The sequence below is a fragment of the Faecalibacterium faecis genome, assembly GCF_040096475.1.
In the GTDB taxonomy this organism is placed as follows: domain Bacteria; phylum Bacillota; class Clostridia; order Oscillospirales; family Ruminococcaceae; genus Faecalibacterium; species Faecalibacterium taiwanense.
In genome coordinates, this window is record NZ_JBBMEP010000011.1 from 30,786 (window position 1) to 52,287 (window position 21,502).

17 protein-coding genes and 1 other annotated feature are annotated in these 21,502 nt (G+C 58.5%); of the genes, 10 read left to right on the plus strand and 7 right to left on the minus strand.

Annotated elements, in window-relative coordinates:
• Positions 1-49: 49 nt before the first annotated feature.
• Positions 50-1,267 (minus strand): FtsW/RodA/SpoVE family cell cycle protein, encoded by a 1,218-nt coding sequence (locus WMO17_RS07175; RefSeq protein ID WP_242702995.1) that lies wholly within the window; start codon positions 1,265-1,267, stop codon positions 50-52.
• Between the two features lie 296 nt (positions 1,268-1,563).
• Between WMO17_RS07175 and WMO17_RS07180 the strand changes: the two genes are divergently transcribed.
• The 5 genes from WMO17_RS07180 to upp all read left to right on the plus strand — a co-directional run bounded on the left by WMO17_RS07180 (position 1,564) and on the right by upp (position 5,180).
• On the plus strand, positions 1,564-2,739 hold the full coding sequence (locus tag WMO17_RS07180; RefSeq protein ID WP_349137787.1) for a hypothetical protein: 1,176 nt from the start codon (positions 1,564-1,566) through the stop codon (positions 2,737-2,739).
• 98 nt (positions 2,740-2,837) lie between these two features.
• A complete protein-coding gene (tsaE, locus tag WMO17_RS07185) occupies positions 2,838-3,263 on the plus strand; it encodes a tRNA (adenosine(37)-N6)-threonylcarbamoyltransferase complex ATPase subunit type 1 TsaE (RefSeq protein WP_005942237.1) in 426 nt (141 codons plus the stop codon).
• Positions 3,260-3,988 carry a tRNA (adenosine(37)-N6)-threonylcarbamoyltransferase complex dimerization subunit type 1 TsaB gene (tsaB, locus tag WMO17_RS07190; protein ID WP_349137788.1) on the plus strand — a complete coding sequence of 243 codons (729 nt, stop codon included), beginning with the start codon at positions 3,260-3,262 and terminating at the stop codon, positions 3,986-3,988. Before tsaE ends, tsaB begins: the two co-directional genes overlap by 4 nt.
• 33 nt (positions 3,989-4,021) lie before the next feature.
• Entirely contained in the window at positions 4,022-4,468 is a 447-nt protein-coding gene (gene rpiB, locus WMO17_RS07195) for a ribose 5-phosphate isomerase B (RefSeq protein ID WP_005942243.1), read from the plus strand.
• An 85-nt stretch (positions 4,469-4,553) separates the two neighbouring features.
• Positions 4,554-5,180, plus strand: coding sequence for a uracil phosphoribosyltransferase (gene upp, locus WMO17_RS07200; RefSeq protein WP_097774028.1), 627 nt, complete (start codon positions 4,554-4,556; stop codon positions 5,178-5,180).
• Positions 5,181-5,282: 102 nt separating this feature from the next.
• Here upp and leuB read toward each other — a convergent pair whose 3' ends face one another.
• The 4 genes from leuB to WMO17_RS07220 form a co-directional block, all read right to left on the minus strand.
• Positions 5,283-6,356 (minus strand): 3-isopropylmalate dehydrogenase, encoded by a 1,074-nt coding sequence (gene leuB, locus WMO17_RS07205; protein ID WP_097774027.1) that lies wholly within the window; start codon positions 6,354-6,356, stop codon positions 5,283-5,285.
• A 162-nt stretch (positions 6,357-6,518) separates the two neighbouring features.
• Positions 6,519-7,007, minus strand: a complete 489-nt coding sequence (leuD, locus tag WMO17_RS07210; protein ID WP_097774026.1) for a 3-isopropylmalate dehydratase small subunit — start codon at positions 7,005-7,007, stop codon at positions 6,519-6,521.
• Positions 7,008-7,025: 18 nt separating this feature from the next.
• Positions 7,026-8,285 carry a 3-isopropylmalate dehydratase large subunit gene (gene leuC / locus WMO17_RS07215; protein WP_118529126.1) on the minus strand — a complete coding sequence of 420 codons (1,260 nt, stop codon included), beginning with the start codon at positions 8,283-8,285 and terminating at the stop codon, positions 7,026-7,028.
• A gap of 164 nt (positions 8,286-8,449) precedes the next feature.
• Positions 8,450-10,102, minus strand: a complete 1,653-nt coding sequence (locus tag WMO17_RS07220; protein ID WP_154255889.1) for a 2-isopropylmalate synthase — start codon at positions 10,100-10,102, stop codon at positions 8,450-8,452.
• A gap of 249 nt (positions 10,103-10,351) precedes the next feature.
• Positions 10,352-10,619: a binding site (T-box leader), on the minus strand.
• Between the two features lie 235 nt (positions 10,620-10,854).
• Between WMO17_RS07220 and ftsH the strand changes: the two genes are divergently transcribed.
• From ftsH to WMO17_RS07240, 4 genes are all read left to right on the plus strand, one after another.
• Complete coding sequence (gene ftsH, locus WMO17_RS07225; RefSeq protein ID WP_349137789.1) at positions 10,855-12,693, plus strand: ATP-dependent zinc metalloprotease FtsH; 1,839 nt, start codon at positions 10,855-10,857, stop codon at positions 12,691-12,693.
• 171 nt (positions 12,694-12,864) lie between these two features.
• Positions 12,865-13,500 (plus strand): hypothetical protein, encoded by a 636-nt coding sequence (locus tag WMO17_RS07230; RefSeq protein ID WP_044953740.1) that lies wholly within the window; start codon positions 12,865-12,867, stop codon positions 13,498-13,500.
• A gap of 174 nt (positions 13,501-13,674) precedes the next feature.
• The gene (locus tag WMO17_RS07235; RefSeq protein ID WP_005942271.1) at positions 13,675-14,379 is read left to right on the plus strand and encodes an ABC transporter ATP-binding protein; all 705 of its coding nucleotides are present in this window, start codon (positions 13,675-13,677) and stop codon (positions 14,377-14,379) included.
• A complete protein-coding gene (locus tag WMO17_RS07240) occupies positions 14,376-17,648 on the plus strand; it encodes an ABC transporter permease (RefSeq protein WP_349137790.1) in 3,273 nt (1,090 codons plus the stop codon). Before WMO17_RS07235 ends, WMO17_RS07240 begins: the two co-directional genes overlap by 4 nt.
• A gap of 184 nt (positions 17,649-17,832) precedes the next feature.
• On the opposite strand, the gene WMO17_RS07245 is transcribed toward WMO17_RS07240, so the two are convergent.
• Entirely contained in the window at positions 17,833-18,564 is a 732-nt protein-coding gene (locus WMO17_RS07245) for a biosynthetic peptidoglycan transglycosylase (protein WP_294648530.1), read from the minus strand.
• A 636-nt stretch (positions 18,565-19,200) separates the two neighbouring features.
• Here WMO17_RS07245 and WMO17_RS07250 point away from each other — a divergent pair.
• On the plus strand, positions 19,201-20,490 hold the full coding sequence (locus WMO17_RS07250; protein WP_349137791.1) for an O-acetylhomoserine aminocarboxypropyltransferase/cysteine synthase family protein: 1,290 nt from the start codon (positions 19,201-19,203) through the stop codon (positions 20,488-20,490).
• A 145-nt stretch (positions 20,491-20,635) separates the two neighbouring features.
• On the opposite strand, the gene WMO17_RS07255 is transcribed toward WMO17_RS07250, so the two are convergent.
• Positions 20,636-21,502 carry a carbohydrate ABC transporter permease gene (locus WMO17_RS07255; RefSeq protein ID WP_044953743.1) on the minus strand — a complete coding sequence of 289 codons (867 nt, stop codon included), beginning with the start codon at positions 21,500-21,502 and terminating at the stop codon, positions 20,636-20,638.

Consider the following 21,502-nt stretch of genomic DNA (forward strand, 5'->3'; position numbering starts at 1 on the left):
GATCACAGAGGTGGAAAACGATGAACAGACAGACCGGTGCGCCAGAGCCTTACCCGAACAGGCTCTTTGTGTTGTGCATATAGACCGACAGTACAAGCCCCACGCAGATATACAGCATCAGCACCGAGCTGCCGCCCGCAGAATAAAAGGGCAGGGTGACGCCGATGACCGGCAGCACCCGCAGGTTCATGCCCACATTCACTGCGATCTGCGCCATCAGAGCACCGCCGATGCCGGTGCAGATATAGCTGCCCAGCAGGTCCTCGCTGCGCGCACCGGTGGCAAAGGTCTTGATCACCAGTGCCAGCAGTGCCCCCAGCACGATGCACAGGCCCACAAAGCCAATGGCATTGCCCAGCCAGCTGAGAATAAAGTCGTTGTGGGCATTGGGCACGCTGTAGTACCGGCCGCTGAACAGGCCGTTGCCGAAGATGCCGCCGGAGCCGATGGCGATCTCGCCGCGCTGCTGCTGGTAGATGATGTTTTTCCAGGTGGCTTCGTTGGGTGCCCAGCCGGTGGAATTCTCCGGGTCGATAACGGCCAGAATGCGGTACCACTGGTAGCCCTTGCCGATCTTATCGCTGAAAAAGGCAAACGCCGCCGCCACGGCCACAGCTGCTGCCGAAATGGCACCGATGATATATTTCCAGCTCAGGCCCGCTGCAAACATCATGCAGCAGCCGATGATGGCGTAGATGATGGCGGTGCCGTCGTCGCCCTGAATGTGGATGATAAGGATGGGCACGGCCAGATGCAGCAGAAGCTTTACCAGCTCCTTTGGCTCGTTGATGCGGCTGCGCACATTGTTCAGGTGCATGGCAAAGGTAAGGATAAAGCTGATCTTTGCCAGCTCCGTGGGCTGGAAGGTAAAGCCGCCCAGCTTGTACCAGGAGTAGTTGTCGGTGTCACCGGCGTTGAAGCCGATGGTCAGCGGGCCGATGGCCACATTGCGGATGAACAGCGTGGGCAGCACCAGACCCCATGTCAGGGCTACATGCACTGGCCACACCTTGACAAGGCTGCGGTAGTCGATGCAGGAGAGCAACAGCGCGATCACGATGCCAAGCCCGGCTGCTGCCGCCTGTACCAGCGCGCGGCGGTAATCGCCGATGCCGGTAATGGCACCAGTGATCTCGTCCGTGGCAAAGCCGTTGCCCTGCTTTGCGGCCCAGGAGGCAAGAGCCACCACCGCCATGGTGCTGCTGAAGATGCACAGCAGCAGATAGATCTTATCCGTTCGTTTAAAATATTGTCGAATGCTTTCCAAGAAAGCACCACCTTTCGTTCCCAGATGCACACCGGGTTTTGCCGCTGCAGCGGGCAATACCAACCCAGTTTATCCTATTATACACAGCCTGCACACCGTTTGCAATCCACCGGGTGTGACAGCTTTGCAAAATCCGCACGAATGCTTGACAAAGCAGACCGCACCATCTACAATGAAGGTGCAGCAGAAAGCTCCTTTGCAGAGCGCCTGCCGCGCAAAGAAAATGGCAGGAAGATGCCTGCTGGAAAAGGGCGGCGTGCCGCATTGGGCGGCAGATATGCCCGGAGGAAATGGGAATGGAACACGATATGCTCCGCCGTTTTGGGTGTGCACTGTGCGCTCTGGCTTTCGCGCTCACAGCGCTGCCCACAGCGGCTTTTGCACAGCAGCCGGAAGAACAGGCGGCTGTGCAGCAGAGCCTTTCGGCCACAGATGTGCGCGAGATGCAGCAGGCAGATGCTGCTGTGACCGCACTGACCGGAGGCAGCGACTATGCACAGATGACCGAGGACGAGCGCACAGATGCTGCTTTGCAGCAGCTGGATGCGCTGACCGCACAGGGCCTTGTAAAGCAGGGGTCTGTCTACACCGATGCCGAAAACGGCATGATCAGCTTTACCTACAGCTGCGGCGCGCTGGGCGGCATCTTGCTTACCGACCCGGAGGAGGAGAACACCGCAGCCCTGCCGGAGCTGGACGAGAGCCGGCTGCAGGAGCTGGCAGAGAACAAGCGGGTGGGCACGGCGGCGATCTATTATGCGTTTGACAACACGATCAACAGCACCCGCTACCCGTATTATGCCTACATGCAGACCTATTGGGATTCGGTGGGCCTGCAGACGGATCTGGATACCACCGTTACTGTATCCGACCTGCGCAGGATGGGCCGTTACGACCTGTGCATCCTGAGCACCCACGGCGCGTACTACACCTATGAATACGGCTGGCTGTTCAAAAAGACTACCACGGAACCGCTGATCCTGCTGACTGAGAGATCGGATTTCTGGAGCGATCTGCGCTATGGCTTTGACCTGCTGGCCCACCGCGTGGTCAAGGTGAACGGTATGTATGCCGTCAACGGCGATTTCTTCCGCAGTGCCTACCGCGGCAATGGCATCGTGCTCAGCGAGACCTGCGAGTTCTACGGCAAGAACGGCCATGTGGACACCTCTATGGCAGACGGCCTGCTGGCAGGCGGTGCCAAGGCGGTGATGGGCTATGTGAACAATGTCTACTCGGTGTATTCCCGCAGTATGCTGTGGGCCGCTGTAAACCGGATGATCGAGGGCGAAACGCTGGAACAGGCCGTGGACTATGCCAAGAGCATCTACGGCACCGATGATATCATCTGGTACAACGAGCAGGGCGGCAGACGGCCCCATGCGGCGGCATCCTATGCGATGCTCAGCGGAGACCGAAGCGCTGCACTGCCCAACCCCTACACGGCAGCGGATGTGGATGCGGCGGCGTAAGCAACACACGGCATTGCACTTTTGCACAAAGTATATTATACTAAAGGACGGCAGAGCATTCTGCCGTCCCTTTTGCTTTATAAAATGAGGTAAGCTTCATGTCAGAATATATCACCCACTCCCGCGCCGAGACGGTGGCGCTGGGTGCCCGTATGGCCGCAGTGCTGGCACCGGGTTCGCTGGTTGCGTTCACCGGCGGGCTGGGCGCGGGCAAGACCGCTTTTACCGAGGGCCTTGCCGAGGGCCTTGGCTGCACCGACCCGGTGTCCAGCCCAACCTTTGCCATTGTGAACTACTACCGCGGCCCAAAGCCGCTGGCGCACTTTGACCTGTACCGTATTTCCACTGAGAACGACCTGTGTGCTGCAGGCTTTTACGATTATTTGGATCAGGGGGCCATTGTAGCAGCAGAGTGGAGCGAGAACTTTGCAGACCTGCTGGCACTGGAAAACCCCATCCGGGTGGATATCCAGCGCGTGGACGAAAATACCCGCAGGATCACCATTGAGGGGGTAACGCTATGAACATCTTAGCTGTGGATACAGCGGGCAAAACGGCTGGTGTGGCTCTTTTGCAGGATGATCGCCTGCTGTACGAGGTGTATCTGGACGCAGGCATGACCCACAGCGAAACGCTGATGCCCATGATCGACACCTGCCTGAAGATGTGCGGCATGACCTGTGCAGATATTGACTTGTACGGTGTCAACGCAGGCCCCGGCAGTTTTACCGGGCTGCGCATCGGTCTGGCGGCGGTCAAGGGTCTGGCCTTCCCGCGGGAAACGCTGTGCGCACCGGTCTCCACGCTGGAAGCACTGGCCGCAGCCCACACGGGCGAGGGCACCGTGCTGTGCGCACTGGATGCCCGCCGTGCGCAGGTATACAGTGCCGCGTTCGACCTTGCCACCCACAGCCGCCTGCTGGAAGACGATGCCCGGGCGGTGGCAAATCTGGCCGATTTTGTAGAAAATTGCAAAAAGCCCCTGTTTTTTGTTGGTGATGGCGCATCTCTGTGCTATAATAAATACGGCAGTGTGCCGGGCGTGCTGCAGGCACCTGCGGCCCTGCGCGGCGGGCGTGCTGCTGCAGTGGCCCTTGTGGCAAAGCAGATGGCCGAAGCCGGAAAGGCTGTGCTGCCGGAGGCTCTGCTGCCGGACTACCACCGCCTGAGTCAGGCCGAGCGGGAGCGCGCAGAGCGCCTTGCAGCAGAAGCTGCAGCCAATGCCGCCCAAAACAAGGAGCAGGCATAAAACCCTGCGTGACTGAGAGAAAGGAACATTTCCATGGCAAAACCCATTGCACTGGCCGCTGACCACGGCGGATTTGAACTGAAAGAAGCTGTCAAGGCGCATCTGAAGGAGCTGGGGCTGGAATACATCGATTTTGGCACCCATAGCACCGACAGCGTGGATTACCCTGATATGGCCGTGCCCGCCTGCGATGCAGTTGTGAGCGGCGAGTGCAGCAAGGCACTGCTGTTCTGCGGCACCGGCGTGGGCATCAGCATGGCAGCAAACAAGATCAAGGGCATTCGTGCCTGCTGCTGCTCTGACAGCTTCAGCTGCGAGTATACCCGCCGCCACAACGACGCCAACGCCCTGTGTATGGGCGGCCGCGTGGTCGGCCCCGGCCTTGCCTGCCAGCTGGTGGATCTCTTCCTGAACACCGAGTTTGAAGGCGGCCGCCATCAGCGCCGCATCGACAAGCTGACCGCACTGGAGAACCGCTGATCATGGCGAAGCGTATGCGGAGCTGTTTTAAATCGTAATCTTGGACCCGATAGAGTTATCTATTTAAAATAAGGAGCGTGTTTTTATGACCCCGATGATCGTTGAGCATCCGCTGCTGCAGCACAAGCTGAGCATTCTGCGCAACAAGCAGACCGGTACCAAGGAGTTCCGTGACCTCGTTGGCGAGATCGCGACCCTGCTGTGCTACGAAGCGACCCGTGACCTGCCTCTGGAAGAGGTGGAGATCGAAACACCCATCACCATGGCAAAGACCAAGGTGCTGGCTGGCCGCAAGCTGGCTCTGGTGCCCATCCTGCGCGCAGGCATGGGTATGCTGGACGGTATGCTGACCCTGCTGCCCGCTGCAAAGGTGGGCTTCATCGGCCTGTACCGCGACGAGGAGACCCTGCAGCCTGTGGAGTACTTCTGCAAGCTGCCGCAGGATATCGCAGAGCGCGATGTTCTGGTTCTGGACCCGATGCTGGCTACCGGCGGCAGCGCCATTGATGCCATCACCCAGATCAAGAAGCATGGCGCAAAGCGCATCAAGTTCATCGGCCTGATCGCCGCTCCGGAAGGCATCAAGGCCCTGCACGAGGCACACCCCGATGTGGATATCTACCTCGGCGCAGAGGATGACCACCTGAACGAGAACGGCTATATCGTTCCCGGTCTGGGCGACGCAGGCGACCGCATCTACGGCACCAAGTAAGAAACTGTATCACGGAAGGGCAGCTGGGAACAGCTGCTCTTTTTTGTGCAGACGAAAAGGGGAACGACGGCTGTCGTTCCCCTTTGTGCGTTATGGAAAAACTCAGATCTCGGCCAGAATGGCATCGCCCATGGCGGTGCAGCCAAGGCAGGTGCAGCCCTCGCTCATGTTGTCGGCGGTGCGCAGGCCCTTGTCCAGCACCTTGTTCACAGCGGTCTCAATGGCATCGGCCTCCTCGGCCATGCCGAAGGAGTAGCGCAGCATCATGGCGGCAGACAGGATGCAGGCGGTGGGGTTCACGATGTCCTTGCCCGCAATATCGGGGGCCGAGCCGTGGATGGGCTCGTACAGGCCGCGGGTGCCGTCGCCCAGAGAGGAGGACGGGATCATGCCGATGGAGCCGGTGATCATGGAAGCCTCGTCCGACAGGATGTCGCCGAACATGTTCTCGGTAACGATCACGTCGAACTGGGCGGGGTTCTTGACGATCTGCATGGCGCAGTTGTCCACGAACATCTCGCTGTATTCCACATCCGGGTATTCGGCCTGCAGGCGGTGCATCACACTGCGCCACAGGCGGCTGGTGTCCAAAACGTTTGCCTTGTCCACGCAGCACAGTTTCTTGCGGCGCTTGCGTGCGGTCTCAAAGCCGATGCGGCCGATGCGCTCGATCTCGTGCTCCGCGTAGGGCATGGAGTCGATGGCCTGCTTCTCGCCGCTGGCGAGGGTGTGGGTCTCGTGATTGCCAAAGTATACGCCGCCGATCAGCTCACGCACGATGATGAAATCGATGCCCTGTGCCACGATCTCGGGCTTCAGGGGACTGGCAGGAGCCAGCTGCGGCCAGATCTTGGCCGGGCGGTTGTTGGAGTACAGGCCCATGCCTGCACGCAGGCGCAGCAGGCCCTTCTCCGGGCGCTGCTCACCGGGCAGGCCCTCCCACTTGGGGCCGCCCACGGCACCCAGCAGGACGCTGTCCGCAGCAAGGCACTTGTCCAGCTCGTGCTGGGGCAGCGGGTCGCCGTACTTGTCAATGGCTTCGCCGCCCATGGCAGCGTCGGTGTAGTGGAAGGTGTGGCCGTACTTTTCGGCCACCTTGTCAAGCACGCGGATGGTCTGCTTGACGATCTCCGGGCTGGAGCAGTCGCCCCAGATGACAGCAATGTTTTTTTCCATTGGTGGTACTCCTTTTATGAATGAAACTCCTTCCGTCATCGCTGCGCGATGCCACCTCCCTCTGAGAGGGAGGCTTTGGTAAAATCGGAAACTTTCCCTCTTCGACAGAGGCTCCCTCTGTGAGGGAGCTGTCGAGCGAATGCGAGACGGAAGGAGTTTGCCTTACTGCTTCGCCTTGATGGACTTCATCAGTCCACCGGCGGAGATGATCTCCTGAATGAACGGCGGGAAGGGCTCGGCATGGAACACCTTGCCGTTGGTCTCGTCGGTAATGACACCGGTGTCAAAGTCCACGCTCACAGTGTCGCCCGCATTGATGGCATCCACAGCCTCCGGGCACTCCATGATGGGCAGACCGATGTTGATGCTGTTGCGGTAGAAGATGCGGGCAAAGCTCTTGGCAATGACCACCGAGATGCCGGCGGTCTTGATGCACAGCGGTGCGTGCTCACGGGAGGAGCCGCAGCCGAAGTTCCAGCCGCCCACCATGATGTCGCCGTCCTTCACCTTCTTGACGAAGTCCTTGTCGATGTCCTCCATGCAATGGCTGGCCAGCTCTTTGGCATCCTGCGTGTTCAGGTGGCGGGCCGGGATGATGACATCGGTATCCACATTATCCGGGTATTTGAAAACAGAACCTTTTGCGTTCATTGTTGTGCTCCTTTCCGATCAGACCGTGCGGGGGTCGGTGATGCAGCCGGTCAGTGCGCTGGCGGCGGCAGTGGCGGGAGAAGCAAGGTAGACCTCGCTCTTCACATGGCCCATGCGGCCCACAAAGTTGCGGTTGGTGGTGGAAACGCAGCGCTCGCCCTCGGCCAGAATGCCCATGTAGCCGCCCAGACAGGGGCCGCAGGTGGGGGTGGACACGATGCAGCCTGCATCAATAAAGGCAGTGGTCCAGCCGCGCAGGATGCATTCTTTGTAAACGGCCATGGTGGCGGGGATGATGATGCCGCGCACGCCCTTGGCAATGTGCTTGCCCTTGAGCACGTTGTAGGCGGCTTCCATGTCCTCCAGACGGCCGTTGGTGCAGCTGCCGATCACAACCTGATCGATCTTGATGTCCTTGCCCTCGCTGGCAAGGTGGGTGTTCTCGGGCAGGTGGGGGTAGCTGACGGTGGGCTCCAGCTTGTCCAGATCGATCTCAATGGTCTTTTCGTACTCGGCATCCGGGTCGGCCTCAAAGAACACCGGCTCACGCTGGCTGCGGCCCTTGAGGTAAGCCTTGGTCACATCGTCCACAGGGAAGATGCCGTTCTTGGCACCGGCTTCGATGGCCATGTTGCAGATGCACAGGCGGTCGTCCATCGTCAGGCTGGCAACGCCCGGGCCGGTGAACTCCATGGATTTGTACAGCGCACCGTCCACACCGATCATGCCGATGATGTGCAGGATCAGGTCCTTGCCGGAGACGCGGGGGCCGAACTTGCCCTTGAGCACGAACTTGATGGCAGAGGGTACCTTGAACCATGCCATGCCGGTGGCCATACCGGCGGCCATATCGGTGGAGCCGACGCCGGTGGAGAAGGCACCCAGTGCACCATAGGTGCAGGTGTGGCTGTCCGCACCGATCACACAGTCGCCTGCGGTCACGATGCCTTTTTCCGGCAGCAGGGCGTGCTCAATGCCCATCTGGCCCACATCGTAGAAGTTGAGGATATCGTATTTGTTGGCGAACTCGCGGCACTGCTTGGACTGGGTGGCGCTCTTGATGTCCTTGTTGGGCACAAAGTGGTCCAGCACGATGGCAATGTGCTCTTTGTCGAACACACCGTCAAAACCGGCCTTTTCAAACTCGTTGATGGCAACCGGGGTGGTGATGTCGTTGCCCAGCACGATGTCCAGCTTTGCATTGATGAGCTGGCCTGCCTTGACCTCGGCAAGACCGGCATGTGCGGCAAGAATTTTCTGCGTCAGGGTCATTCCCATGATGGTACTCTCCTTTTATCTGTTGGTAGAACTCCTTCCGTCACGGCTTGCGCCGTGCCAGCTCCCTCAAGGAGGGAGCCTCTGGCGAAACGGGAAGCTTTTCCACACTGCCAAGGGCCCCATCTCCGAGGGGGCTGTCTGCGAAGCAGACTGGGGGAGTTTCTTTATTTATTATTGATGGCGCTCACCAGTGCCTTGATGCCAGCCACGATGATATCGGTGTCGGTGCCGGCACCCCAGGTGACGGTGTTATCGCCCCAGACAAGGCCGACGTAGGAGGCAGCGCGGGAGGTGGAGCCTTCGTCCAGACTGTGCTCGGAGTAGGTCTCGAGGTGGAACTCCATGCCGGTGGCACTCTGGATGGCGTTTGCCACAGCGTCCAGACGGCCGTTGCCCACCGAGGTGACCACCTTGCGCTGACCATTCAGCTCCAGCGTGACGGTGGCGGTGATGCCGCCCACCTGTGCAAAGTGGGCTTCCAGAACGTTGAGCGGCTTGCAGCGGTTGAGGAAGGCATCCTCGAAGATGTGCAGCACCTCGTTTGCGCTCAGCTCCTTGTGGCTGTGGTCGGAAACGCTCTTGACCTTGTAGCCCAGCGCCTCGCGCATCTTGGGCGGCAGGTTGTAGCCGAAGTTCTGTTCCAACACAAAGCCGATGCCGCCCTTGCCGCTCTGGCTGTTGATGCGGATAACATCGGCATCGTAGGTGCGGCCGATGTCGTGGGGGTCCACCGGGATGTAGGGGCAGGTCCAGCGGTGCTCGCCATGCTCCTTGCGGTAGGCCATGCCCTTTGCAATGGCGTCCTGATGGCTGCCGGAGAAGGCGGCGAACACCAGCTGACCGGCGTAGGGGGTGCGCTCGTAAATGTGCATCCGGGTCACCCGCTCGTAGGTGGCGCAGATGTCCGGCATATCGGAGAAGTCCAGCTTGGGGTCCACGCCGTGGCTGTACATGTTCATGGCCAGCGTCACCGCGTCCACGTTGCCGGTGCGCTCGCCGTTGCCGAACAGGCAGCACTCCACCCGCTGTGCACCCGCCAGCACGGCCAGCTCTGCGCAGGCCACGCCGGTGCCGCGGTCGTTGTGGGGATGGGTGGAGATGATGACGCTGTCGCGGTATTTCAGGTGCTTGTCGCAGTACTCGATCTGGTTTGCGTAGACATGCGGCATGCTCATTTCCACGGTAACGGGCAGGTTGATGATCATGGGGCGGTCCGGGGTGGGCTGCATGATGTCCAGCACGGCGTTGCACACATCCACGGCATAGTCCACCTCGGTGCCGGTAAAGCTCTCAGGGCTGTACTCGAACAGGAAGTTGCCCTCATACTCTTCGCTCAGCTGCTTGACCAGCTTTGCGCCGTCGGTGGCGATCTGCTTGATCTCCTCCTTGCTCTTGTGGAACACCTGCTCGCGTTGGGCCACAGAGGTGGAATTGTAGAAGTGGATCACCGCGCGGGGAGCGCCCTTGACGGCCTCAAAGGTCTTGCGGATGATGTGGTCGCGGCACTGGGTCAGCACCTGCACGGTGACATCCTCGGGGATCATGTTCTTCTCGATCAGGGTGCGCAGGAACTCGTACTCGGTGTCGCTGGCGGCAGGGAAGCCCACCTCGATCTCCTTGAAGCCGATCTTGACCAGCATCCGGAAGAACTCCAGCTTTTCCTCAAGGCTCATGGGCACGATCAGGGCCTGATTGCCGTCGCGCAGGTCCACACTGCACCATGCGGGGGCTTTTTCAATGTGATCCTTCTTTACCCAGCTGTCATAGCCTGCGGGTACCGGGTAGTAACCCGGAGCGTACTTGGTTGCGTCCATCATTTGCGCGTCCTCCCAAACAATTTACACTTCTTGCTCCATGCTCTTTGTGAGCGTCCTTGCCCTCTCAGTCTCACATTCGTTCGACAGCTCCCCCAAGGGGGGAGCCCTTGGCAAAACCGAAAACTTTGCCGTACTGCCAAGGCCTCTCACTTTGGGAGAGGTGGCACGGCGTAAGCCGTGACGGAGAGGGCAAGCCTGCTTCCAAAAGGCAGATATACGAAAAGGCTCTCGTCTTTCAAGGCGAAAACCTTGAGAGACGAGAGCCTGTAAAGTTCAAACTACAGGGCACCCGTGGTACCACTCTCTTTGCTGCGCCTTTGGGCACAGCCGCTTTGCACGATCGGCTTTTTGCGGCGAATCGCTGTCCTTGTAACGGTGGACATCCGTCAGAGCCTACTTGTGTGTTCAGCCCTGCCGCTCAGGGGCCAGTAACCGAAACCCTCTGCACCCGCCTTGCACCACCCGGCGGCTCTCTGTACGCAGAAGAAAATCGTTTTTTCCCCGTCAACGCATTTGTGCTTTTTTCAAAGTGGACTAAGTTTAGCATGATTCGCGGGCAGTGTCAAGCAATCTGACTCATTCTCAAAATGAAACAATTTCACAAAATAAGGGGCAGAATTTTCCAAAATTATGCACGAGGCGTTAATGTTAACAATTTGCTAAGTTTTTGGAAAGTTGTGCTCGAATTGCTGTTGCGCCCGGTTTTACTGTGCTATACTACTTGCATCAGGAACCAAAGGAGGAATTGCCACATGAAAGAAGTCAAACCTTCCAAAAAGCCGCTGGCGATTTACTACGCCATCGTGCTGGCGGTCCTGCTGCTGCTCAACCTTGTGCTGCTGCCGTGGATGAGCGAGCGTCAGGTGGAGGAAGTGGACTACGGTACCTTTATGACCATGACCGAGGAAAAGAACATCGGCCGTGTGGACATCGAATCTAACCAGATCATTTTTACCGATAAAGAGGAAAAGCAGGTCTACAAGACCGGCCTGATGAACGACCCGGAGCTTACCCAGCGCCTGTATGACGCCGGAGCGCAGTTTTCCAGCGAGATCGTGGAGCAGGGGTCGCCGATGCTCAATTTCCTGATCTGGTTCCTGCTGCCCATCCTGCTGTTCAGCTTCATCGGCAATCAGATGAACAAAAAGCTGATGGAAAAGGCCGGCGGCGGCCCGGGGTCCATGATGTTCGGCGGCGTGGGCAAGTCCAACGCCAAGGTCTATGTGCAGTCCACCCACGGCATCCGCTTTGCGGATGTGGCCGGTGAGGATGAAGCAAAGGAAAACCTGCAGGAGATCGTGGATTACCTGCACGATCCCGGCAAGTACGAGAGTATTGGCGCATCCATGCCCAAGGGCATCCTGCTGGTGGGCCCTCCGGGCACCGGCAAGACCATGCTGGCTAAGGCCGTGGCAGGCGAATCCAACGTGCCGTTCTTCTCCATTTCCGGTTCTGAATTCGTGGAGATGTTCGTGGGCATGGGCGCATCCAAGGTGCGCGACCTGTTCCGACAGGCCAAGGAAAAGGCCCCCTGCATCGTGTTCATCGATGAGATCGATGCCATCGGCCAGAAGCGCAACAGCGGCAATCTCGGTGGCAACGACGAGCGTGAGCAGACTTTGAACCAGCTGCTCACCGAGATGGACGGCTTTGAGGGCAACACCGGCGTCATCATTCTGGCGGCTACCAACCGCCCGGATTCGCTGGACCCGGCGCTGACCCGTCCCGGACGTTTTGACCGCCGTGTGCCGGTGGAGCTGCCCGACCTCAAGGGCCGCGAAGAGATTTTGAAAGTGCACGCCAAAAAGGTGGCGCTGGCCCCGGGCATCGACTTCAACACCGTGGCCCGCATGGCCTCCGGTGCATCCGGTGCGGAACTTGCCAACATCGTCAACGAAGCAGCTCTGCGCGCTGTGCGTGCAGGCCGCAAGAGCGTGACCCAGGCCGATCTGGAGGAGAGCATCGAGGTGGTCATTGCAGGCTACCAGAAGAAGAACTCCATCCTCACCGACAAGGAAAAGTGCATCGTGGCCTACCACGAGATCGGCCATGCACTGGTGGCGGCCAAGCAATCCAACTCTGCCCCTGTGCAGAAGATCACCATTATCCCCCGAACCTCCGGCGCACTGGGCTACACCATGCAGGTGGACGAGGGCAACCACTACCTGATGAGCAAGGAAGAGCTGGAAAACAAGATCGCCACCCTCACCGGCGGACGCGCCGCCGAGGAAGTGGTGTTCCGATCCATCACCACCGGTGCCTCCAACGATATCGAGCAGGCCACCAAGCTTGCCCGCGCCATGCTTGCCCGCTACGGCATGAGCAAGGACTTTGACATGGTGGCGCTGGAGACCGTGAACAACCAGTATCTGGGCGGTGACACCTCGCTGGCCTGCTCGGCCCAGACCCAGCGCGAGATCGACCAGAAGGTGGTGGAGCTGGTCAAGGCTCAGCACGAAAAGGCTGTCCGCATCCTGACCGACAACCGCGCCAAGCTGGACGAGCTGGCACAGTATCTGTACCAGAAGGAGACCATCACCGGCGAGGAGTTCATGGAGATCCTGAACCGGGAACCGGCACAGGCCCAGTGACCCCGGCGGCAGAGCTGCCAAAAATTTTTTTTAGCCTGCTGCAATAATCCCGCCGCCGCATCCGTTTATAAGACAGATGCGGCGGTTTTGTATTACACCGCATGGCAGACCATGGTTTTCCACAAAACAAAAATGTGCGGTGCAAAACCGCCGTCAACGGAGGTATTCCAAATGAAACTGAACCATAAATTTGTCCGTACCGTCACCACCACCGCAGCAGTGCTGGGTGCTGCCGCCATGCTGAGCGTGGGCGCATTTGCCGCAGAGGCAGACATCAACGACCCTGCTGCCGCAGGCTATCTGCCCCCGCAGGAGCAGATGGTGCAGGGGGATATCGCCCTGCACAGCGCCGATGTGGCGATCGGCGAAAAGGACCCCACCTACGGCGGCTACGGCGCACCGGAGGGAAACCCCATTCAGGGCAACATTATGCTGATCTCCGGCGATGAGCTGGCCGCCCCGTCCGCAGATGCAGCGGCGAAAAAGAGCGAGGCCCGCTACACCGTCAAGGGCCTGTTCGGCAGAGAAGTGCTGTACACTGCCCGCCAGAAGGACAGTGTGCTGACGCTGGATGTGCCCGCTGGTTCTGCTACCTTCCGCACCACCGTGCAGGACATGCAGACCCTGCTGAACGAGGGCGTGAGCACGCTGGTGGTCCAGACTGAGAAGGGCTCCACCACCCTGAACCTGTCTCTGCTGGTGGAGGGCCAGAAGGGCACCGACCGCGTGGTGCTGCGCCGACTGGGCGAAAACACCTTCCTCACCGTGGGCCTGCGCTGCCGCCGCGATTTGATCGTGGGGCGCTGACCGCTGAGATCAAATGATGAAAGGGGCTGCTGCACGCAGAGATGTGCAGCAGCCCTTTTTGCGCTTTTCTGTTAAGTTTTTGAAAATTTGCGCAGATGTCTTTGCAAAGTCTGCCGGGAGATGTTATAGTTAAATTGAAACAGTATGCATTCCCGATAGAAAGGAAAAAACGCCATGGAGCATTTTGTGGAGTTTGAGGACGTTTGCAAATACTATCAGACCGGCAGTGTGAAGATCGCCGCCGCAGACCACCTGAATTTCTATGTGGATAAGGGCGAGTTCTGCATCATCGTGGGGCCTTCCGGCGCAGGCAAGACCACCCTGCTGAACATCCTTGGAGGCATGGACAGCTGCGACGAGGGCAACGTCTGGCTGGACGGCCAGAATGTGAGCCACTTTACCGCCAGAGAGCTCACCACCTACCGCCGGTACGATGTGGGCTTTGTGTTCCAGTTCTACAACCTTGTGCAGAACCTGACCGCACTGGAGAATGTGGAGCTGGCCAGCGAGATCTGCCGCGACCCGCTGGACCCCAAAGAGACCCTGCGCAGTGTGGGTCTGGGAGAGCGGCTGAACAACTTCCCGGCCCAGCTTTCCGGCGGCGAGCAGCAGCGGGTGTCCATTGCCCGCGCACTGGCCAAAAACCCCAAGCTTCTGCTCTGCGACGAGCCCACCGGTGCACTGGACTACAAGACCGGCAAGCAGGTGCTGGCCCTTTTGCAGGATACCTGCCGCCGCACCGGCCGCACGGTGATCGTTATTACCCACAACACCGCCCTGACGGCGATGGCAGACCGCATCATTCAGGTGCGCAGCGGCAAGATCGTCTCCAATCAGGTCAACGAGCACCCTGTGCCGGTGCAGGAGATTGAGTGGTGAGAGCTGTGCTGAAAAGTTATCGTAAAAACATCCTGCGGGAAATGAAGGACAACCTGAGCCGCATGGTCTCGCTGTTCGGCATCGTAGCGCTGGGCGTGATGATGCTGACCGGCCTGATGAGTTTTGCGCCCAGCATGCGCATCGCCGGGCAGAAATACTACGTGCAGCAGAACGTGTTCGACCTGCGGGTGCTGTCCACGCTGGGCCTTTCGGAGGAGGACATTGCCGCCATTGCCGCCGTGGACGGCGTGGAGGCTGTGCAGCCGGTGAAATATCAGGACGTGGAGGCCCAGTGGCAGAGCCAGAGCGAGACGGCGGTGGTGCGCCTGCAGCAGCTGCCCGCCGACCCCGGGGCCGACACAGCAGAAAATATGAACCGCCTGGTGCTGCTGTCGGGCCGGATGCCTGAGGCCCCGGATGAGTGCGTGGTGCATGTGATGGGCTACGGCGACCCGGTGGAACCGGGCACGGTGCTCACCCTGCCGGAGGACACCGAACATGTGAGCCGGAAGCAGTTCACGGTAGTGGGCACCGTGCAGGACCCGCAGCATTTTTCCACGGACAAGGAGAGCAGCACCGCCGGTGACGGCCAGCTGGATGATATCGTATTCCTGCCGGAGGGCAGCCTGACCACGGATTATTATACGGCGTGCTATCTCAAAGTAAAAAATGCCGGCCTGTATGATAATTACTCGGACGCGTATCAGGCAGCAGTGGATGACACAGCCGTAAGGGTAAAGGCCATCAGCGGCGCACAGTGCACGGCCCGGCGGGCGGAGCTGATCGAGGACGCCAGTGCAGAGCTGGCCGACGCCCGGGCCGAGTACAACGACAAAAAAGCCGAAGCAGACCGTCAGTTTGCAGAGGCAGAGCAGCAGCTGGCCGATGCACAGGCACAGCTGGACAGCGCCAAAGCCCAGCTGGACGCGGGCGAAGCGGAGCTTGCCGCCAACAAAAAGGCTCTGCCGGACACCATGCAGGGCGGTGCGGACGAGCTGGTGAGCGGCGAGGAACAACTGCTGGAATTTGAGGATCAGCTGCAGCAGATCGAGATGCTGGTGAACCTGAAAAAGGTAGCCGACCCGCTGCTGGGCTATGCAGAAACGGCTCTGCACAACGCGCAGAAGGCGCTGGACGAGGCCGAGCCCGCCGACGAGGAATACACCGACCTGCGGGATGCCCTGCAGAAGGCGCAGGATGCTTACGACAACATCAGCGGCCAGCTGAACGGCTATCAGGCCCAGCTGGACGAGGGCAAGCGCCAGATGTATGCACAGGGGCTGATCTCTTCGCCCAGCCTTTCCAACGAGCAGCTGGTGACTGAGGCAAAGGCAGCACTGCGCCAGATGAAGGTAAAGCTTCTGCAGGGGCAGCTGCAGCTCACCACCGGCACGGCCACAGCCTACACCCAGTTTGATGCGGCTCGCACCCGGCTGGACGAAGGCTGGCAGCAGTACAACGACGGCGTGCAGCAGCTGGCCGATTCCCGCGCGGAGTACGAGAGTCGGAAGGCCGATGCCGAACAGCAGCTGGCCGACGGCCTTGCCCAGCTGAACGATGCCGAGGAGCAGGTGAGCCAGATCAAGAGCGGCGAGTGGTATGTGCTGGACCGCGGCTCCACCATGAGCTTTGTCACCTTTGAGCAGTATGCCGACCGCATGGATGCCATTGCACGGGTGTTCCCGGTGTTCTTCTTCCTGGTGGCGGCGCTGGTGGCCACTACTACTATGACCCGCATGGTGGACGAGAACCGCCTGCAGCTGGGTACTCTGAAAGCTCTGGGTTACTCCAACGCAAAGATCGCAGGCAAGTATCTGTTCTATGCCCTCAGCGCCAGCGTGCTGGGCAGCATCGTGGGCATGGTCATCGGTTTTGTGGTGTTCCCGCTCATCATCTGGTATGCTTACCAGATGATCTTCAGCATGTCCACCTTTACGCTGCACTTTTACCCCGGCATGGCGGCAGCCAGCGTAGCCATCAGCGCGGCCGTCATCGGTTTTGCTACATGGAACGCCTGCCGTGCCAGCCTGAAGGAAAAGACTGCAGCTTTGCTGCTGCCCCGGGCCCCGGTGGCAGGCAAGCGCATCTTTTTGGAGTACATCACCCCGCTGTGGCAGCACATGAGCTTCTCCCAAAAGACCACAGCCCGCAACCTGTTCCGCTACAAAAAGCGCTTCTTCATGACAGTGCTGGGCGTGGCAGGCTGCACGGCGCTGCTGCTGATCGGTTTTGGCATTCAGGATTCCATCCTGCCCATCGTGGACAAGCAGTCCGGGCAGCTGACCCACAACGATCTCACCATCTCGCTCAGCGATGAAAAGGCGCTGACCATGGAGCAGGGCCTTGCCGACACGCTGGACAGCAGCAGTGCGGTCCACAGCTGGGGCGCGTTCTACACAAAGTCCACCACCCTTTATAATGAAGAGGGCGGGAGCGCCGATGTCAGCATCGTAGGCGCGGAGGACGATGCCCGGATGACCGAATACTTCACCTTCCGCACCCGGGTGGGCCACGACCCCATTCCCTTTGAAGAGGACAGCGTGATCCTGACCGAAAAAACGGCCCTGAATCTGGAGCTGAGCGTGGGCGATACGTTCTATGTGGAGGCTGCAGACGGAAGCCGCGTGCAGCTGACCCTGACCGGCATTACCGAGAACTACATGTTCACCCGGCTGTATCTCTCCAATGCGCAGCTGCAGGCCCTGCTGGGCAGCACGCCGGAGTGGAACACCGTCTACGGCCTGACCGGCTGTACCACCGAGGCGGAGTACAACGCCCTGCGCACAAAGCTGCTGGACTGCAACTATGTGAGCAGCGTCAGCTTCACCGAGGACACCACCTCCATGTTCGGCAGCCTGATCGGCAGCCTGAACTACGTGGTGGTGCTGATCATTGTGTGCGCGGCGGCGCTGGCGGCGGTGGTGCTGTACAACCTGATCAGCGTCAACCTTGCCGAGCGCAAAAAGGAGCTTGCCACTATCAAGGTTCTGGGCTTCTATGACAAAGAAGTGTACCGCTACATCTTCCGCGAGATCGAGCTTTTGTCCCTCATCGGCTCCGGCGTGGGCCTGCTGCTGGGCGTGCCGCTGCACCGGTTCATCGTCCTGACCGTGGAAATGGATCAGCTGATGTTTATTCGCACCATTGCACCCCACAGTTATCTGCTGGCAGTGGCATTGACGATGCTGTTCACCTTTGTGGTGTGCTTTGCCATGCGGCGGCATGTGCGGCATATCAGCATGGTGGAAAGCATGAAAGCGCCGGAGTGAGTTTACAAAATCTTCATAAAAAGAACATGGTTTCGCAGAAATTCTTTGGTATGATAATGCTACCGACAGGCGGGGCCGCAACCGCCTGAACGGGTAACATGATTCCTCCTTTACCAAATCAAATACCGCAAAACAAAACACCGCGCCTTGTCTGATCCGCAGCAGACAGGGCGCGGTGTTTTGTTTAAACCGTTAAGTTTTCAGCATCTGCGGCAATGGCATCGGCCTGCTGCTTGGTGAGCACGCGGCATTTGACCATCCGCTTGAGCACCACCTGCATCCGCTTGAAGGCAAGCTCCGGGCTGCTGGCGTAGGTGGAAGGCGCGTTGGGCATACCCGCCAGATAGATCGCTTCGGCATCGGTCAGCTGGGCCGGTTCCTTGCCAAAGTAGCCCTCGGCAGCTTCTGCAATGCCATAATACCCGCTGCCAAAATAGATGGTGTTGGCGTACATCTCAAAGATCTGCTGCTTGGAGTAGGTCTTTTCAAGATCAAAAGCAGCAAGCATCTCGGCAGCCTTGCGGGCCAGATGCTTGTCCTGCGTGAACAGCTCGTTCTTGGCAAGCTGCTGGGTCAGGGTGCTGCCACCCTCGGCCAGCGAGTGGGTGCGCAGGTCGGCCAGCAGGGCGCGGGCAATGGCCCCCGGGTCGATGCCCTTGTGGGTCATAAAATGCTCGTCCTCGGTGCAGATGACTGCGTTAATATAGATCTGCGGCAGCGCATCGTAGGAAGTATAGCTCCCGCGGGCACAGATGGTGTCGTACATGGAAGCCACTGGGTAACTGCTGGCGGCACTGCGGTACAGCTGCCTGCCCTGATAAAAGAACCAGCCGCCTGCCAGCAGCCCGCCAAGCAGCAGGATGCAAAGAACAACGAGCAGGCTCTGCTTTAAAAAATGAAAGAAACGATGCAGCATCGAAAAAACTCCTTTGATGATAAAAAAGAACGCTACCATAATAAACGATTTGCAGGGCGTTTGCAAGGAACAGCTTTAGTATAACAATAAAATTTTAAGGTTTTATCAATGGAAAAATAAAAATTTTCGAAGAAGCAGAAGTGTTGCTCCTGTTGGAACTGCACAACGGGATGCTGCAAATGCGGGCTTCGCATCGTGCAGAAAACTCAATTTGAAAAAAACTGGAATTAACCTATTGACAAACTGGGTAAGAGAGAATATAATGCAAACAACAAATCCACAAACCTAGTGGGAAAAAGGAAGCAAAGGTTTTGCTTCCCGGTACAGAGCAGATAGAGGTGCCGGTTTGTAGATGAGTGGGAAAGAGTTTTACGGGAAAGGAGGGCACGGATATGAAGCTGATTTGGAACGACCTGCTGCATGCAAACTTCCGCTGTGGGCGAATGTGCGGTGACCGGGCAGAACATCTGGCTGTGAACTGTACGATGCCCTCTTGCTGTGCACGAATGTGTACCCGAATGTGACGTTGACAGAATAGCTTTGAATTGTGTTTGCCCGGTGCGCTTTTGTATCACGCATCGGGATTTTTTGTATCAGAAAATTATACTATAAGTACAAATAGAGAGGTAAAATACTATGTCTAACTATAAATTTGAGACCCTGCAGCTTCACGTTGGCCAGGAGCAGGCCGATCCCGCAACCGATTCCCGTGCAGTGCCCATTTACCAGACCACTTCCTATGTGTTCCGCAACAGCCAGCACGCAGCAGACCGCTTTGGTCTGGCAGATGCCGGCAACATCTATGGCCGCCTGACCAACTCCACGCAGGACGTGTTCGAGAAGCGCATGGCTGCTCTGGAGGGCGGCGTGGCTGCTCTGGCAACCGCCTCCGGTGCCGCTGCCATCACCTACACCATCGAAGCACTGGCACAGGCCGGTGGCCACATCGTGGCCCAGAAGACCATCTACGGCGGCAGCTACAACCTGCTGGAGCACACCCTGACCCAGTTCGGTGTCACCACTACCTTTGTCAATGCACACGATCTGGCTGAGGTGGAGAATGCCATCCAGCCCAACACCAAGGCCGTCTATCTGGAAACTCTGGGCAACCCCAACAGCGATATCCCCGATATCGATGCCATTGCAGCCATCGCGCACAAGCACGGCCTGCCGCTGGTCATCGATAATACCTTCGGTACCCCGTACCTGATCCGTCCCATTGAGCACGGCGCAGATATCGTTGTTCATTCCGCCACCAAGTTCATCGGCGGCCACGGCACCACGCTGGGCGGCATCATTGTGGACAGCGGCAAGTTTGACTGGAAGGCAAGCGGCAAGTTCGGCAACATTGCTGACCCCAACCCCAGCTACCACGGCGTTTCCTTTGCCGATGCAGCAGGCCCCGCAGCTTTTGTCACCTACATCCGTGCGATCCTGCTGCGTGATACCGGTGCCACCATTTCGCCGTTCAACGCCTTCCTGCTGCTGCAGGGCACCGAGACCCTGAGCCTGCGCATCGAGCGCCATGTGGAGAACACCAAGAAGGTAGTCGAGTTTCTGGCAAACCACCCGCAGGTGGAGAAGGTCAACCACCCCTCCCTGCCGGATCACCCGGATCACGCCCTGTACGAGAAGTACTTCCCCAACGGCGGTGCTTCCATCTTTACCTTCAACATCAAAGGCGGCCGCGAGGAAGCATTCAAGTTCATCGATAACCTGAAGATCTTCTCTCTGCTGGCAAACGTTGCTGATGTGAAGAGTCTGGTCATCCACCCGGCTTCCACCACCCACAGCCAGCTGAACGACGAAGAGCTGGCCGAGCAGCAGATCTATCAGAACACCATCCGCCTGTCCATCGGCACTGAGCACATCGACGATATCATTGCTGATCTGGAAGCAGGTTTTGCAGCCGTCCGCGGCGAGTAAATCTTATCCCCTTAGAACCTCCGACAGAATGTGTATGCCTTGTTTTTTCTCCTGATCTCTTCCAAAAATTCCTTATATCCTAAACACAACAAAAGGGTCCCGGAATTTTCTCCGGGACCCTTTTGCTGTTTGCGGCAAAATGCCGTCAGCCTTTCACGCCGCCCAAAGCAACACCGCGGACGATGAACTTGGAAAGCAGCAGGTACACGATGATGACGGGCAGAATGGCGATAGCCACCATCATGTAAACCTTGCCCATATCAAACTTGAGGAAGTCTGCACTGCGCAGCTGTGCGATCAGGATGGGCAGGGTCTTTTTGTCGGCGCTGTCCAGCACCAGAGCGGGAATGAAGTAGTTGTTCCAGCTGGCCACGAAGGAGAAAATGGCCTGCACTGCCAAAGCGGGCTTCATAATGGGCAGCACGATCTTGTTGAAGGTGTAGAACTCGCCTGCACCGTCGATGCGGGCAGCCTCTACGATCTCCATGGGAAGGGAAGCGTCCAGATACTGCTTCATGAAGAAGAACACGGTGGGCGCTGCAATGCTGGGCAGGATCAGCGGGATAAAGCTGTTCTTCAGGCCCATCTTGGTGATGAGCTGCAAAAAGCCCAGAGCGGACACCTGCGTGGGCATGGTCATGATCAGCAGGATAATGGCGAACGCGGCCTTTTTGAATTTGAAGTTATAGGCGTAGATGCCGTAGGCCGTCAAGGCCGAGAAATACACGCTGAACGCCGCCGAGCAGGCGGAGACGATCAGGCTGTTGCGGATGCCGGTGATGACAGGGATGTTAGCATCGGCCAGCACGTTCTGGAAGTTGGTGATGAGCGATTTGCCCGGCAGCATCGAGAAGCCTTTCTGGATCTCGAAGTGGGTGCGGGTGGAGTTGATCACCAGCACATAGAAGAAGAACAGGCACAAAAAGCTGATGAGCACCAGCACCAGATAACACCATGCGCGGCGTGCAGCCAGTGTTGCTTTTTCCGATTGATTTCTAGGAGTGTGTGCCAT